General features: G+C 52.7%; 1 protein-coding gene. It reads right to left on the bottom strand.

What is annotated here, in order from left to right; genetic code table 11:
• Positions 1–160: 160 nt before the first annotated feature.
• Entirely contained in the window at positions 161–1,924 is a 1,764-nt protein-coding gene (locus J4G02_14065; protein ID MCE2395700.1) for a hypothetical protein, read from the bottom strand.
• Positions 1,925–2,468 lie beyond the last annotated feature (544 nt).

The raw sequence follows: 2,468 nt of genomic DNA, 5'->3' as shown, positions 1-2,468 counted from the left end.
CTTGTCAGGGGGACTTCGGAAACTTCGATCGGGTCGGAGTTCTTGGTAAATGTCTCCTTATTTCTCGTGTTTACTATAAACTGATGAACAGATTTATGCAAATTTAGCACACATCCTATAAACATATCGCTCCTCTGGAGCGAGAAGTAGAACCGTTCAGCTACCCTGGAGCAATCACAGTCATGTCCCAATCACCGAGAGCGAGCAGCGGTTTCGTCCAATCGCCAAGCGCGGGTGTCCCCGCCTGCACCCACTCCGCAATTTCTTCACGATGCCCAAGACGGCGTAGTGCGTTCCACATCGGCTGATAATTTGCTCTGCCACCTGGACCGGCGCTATCCCAGAAAAAGAGGCGATCTGCGCCTGCGCCGTAGAGCATATAGGCGTTGCGCCGAAAATCTTCGGGACTCTGATGGCGGGGCATGACATTCGGTGCCAGTACGCATGAAGTTCCCTGAGTCGCACGGGTGAAAGGCTCAAGCTGTGATGGACTTGACCAGATGTCCTCTTCGGTTGGCATTGCGAGTGGCGCTGGACTGTACGGAATCAGGACATCGATCAATCCTTCCTTCGCCCAAGCAGCGACATCAAGACCAAAGTATCGATTCTCCTCCTCCAAGCCCAACACACACGCGGATACCTCAATCCTCCGCCCCCGTCCTTGTTCATGAGAAATAGCATCCATCTCCTCGCGCACACGACGCATGAAGTCTGTCATGACTCCTGCGCAAAACTCAAGCCACGTTGGATCTGTCTCGGCAAGTTCTCGCGGGTCACTGCCGTGAGTGGCTGCAAAAGCCTCAAGTAACGGTGTTTCGTATGCGATGTAGGGTGGTCGTCGGTTGAAGAGCAGGCAAATTCCATCGATCGGGTATTCAGCCATTTCGCGTAGCAGTGCAAGACAGTAGTCCTGTATCTCACGAAAGGCGTAGGAGAGTCGCGGCAAGCGCTTTCCATCTCGGTCAACACAGTGTAGCTCTGGATGGTTCTGGTAATACCCTCCTCGGAAATTGTGGTCGAGCGGCGGTGGGTAGGTCCACCCCGCCAGCCGATAGGCTGCGTGAAACTCAAGACCGATAGCGTGTGTGTGTTCGAGCGCTATTGCGAAGGGGTCAAGTCCTGCCTTGAGATAGCTGCGCCAGCTTTCCGCTACCAGTCGGTCGCCGACCCGCGCAAACTCTGTGATATTAGGAATATCGGGCGTACGTCCAATTTTGGTGGGATAATGCAGGACATCACCGCTTCCGCTCTCCCAATACATGCGTGAAAAGTCGGTGTCTCGATACACCTCAATCTCACGGCGTAATTCTTCAGCGGAGGTAGGACGATAGAGGAAGTGAGGCCCGTGTGAGTCGTTATGCGCAAACAGACGTCGGTGTGCACCGCCCCCTTGTTCGACGTGTAGTGTCTCAACTTCGGTCGGTGTAAGTGGAACGAGTTTGATGTAGGCGATGCGTACACCGCCGCATTGCACCGAACCGAAGCCGTCACCCGGATCAATACGGCGCATCAGTTGGCAGAAGTCAACCGCTTGTTCGTTCAGGTCAGCGACCTTCCAGAAAATCTCTTGGAGCTGCTTGCGCCGTAGGTGATGACCGCCGGTGTCCCACGTAAGCACGGAATAGGTGTCGTCGCCGCTTAACTTGACGAGTGCTTGAGGAAGTCCCTCCTCGCTGGTTGGGTGTATTCCAATAGAGATTGCGTGCCAGCCGGTCATGCTTAATGGGTAGCGAACCTCCGGCGCACGAGTTTCTGGACCCGCCTTTAGCATGACGCCGGAGAAACCTTCAGCCTCATAGGGAATGGCTTGCCAGCGGTGGACTCCGCCGCCGGAAGAGAGTCGGTCTGCGGGTTGGCAGCGTTCTAGGTCGGTCACATAGATTGGCGCAGCGCTGAAGCCACCATCGGCAATGCAATCAGTCATGTGAGATTCTCCAAACGAAAGGAATCCAGTTGTTATGATGGGACATGGAAAAGGGGTGATAAATCAAAAGCTACTGTTTATTATAGTAGATTTTAGAACTATTTAGACACTTCCAATGCACAGCCAACCCCCTAAATCCCCCTTATCAGGGGGACTTTGGGAACTTCGCGTAGGTTAGAATTATTGGTAAATGTCTACTTATTTCTCTGATTCACTTAGGAGTTACGCAGTTGGGTTTGTAGTACGGGTGATAAATCACCCGACTACCAGTCCTGATTCACTTGCGTTAGGACAAAACTTATCCAATCGGAGATCTTCGGCTGCGTGTAGGGAACAACGATCGTTGTTCCCTACGAACTCCCTGATGGCGTCTCTGCTGTAGTTACCCGATTCATCGGGCGTTGGGAATTGTGATGAATCGCCGAGCTACGAGGATTTAAATCTTCAACTGCGTAACTTCTATCACTATTTGACATACTCCCCGCCCTAAAGGACGGGGATTCTTTTGTCCTTCAGGCGCGTGAATTGCGCTATCAACAAGGAT

The sequence above is a fragment of the Candidatus Poribacteria bacterium genome (assembly GCA_021295755.1).
In the GTDB taxonomy this organism is placed as follows: Bacteria; Poribacteria; WGA-4E; order WGA-4E; family PCPOR2b; genus PCPOR2b.
Note: the sequence above shows the minus strand (reverse complement) of the source record. Positions and strands in the feature narration are given on the sequence as shown.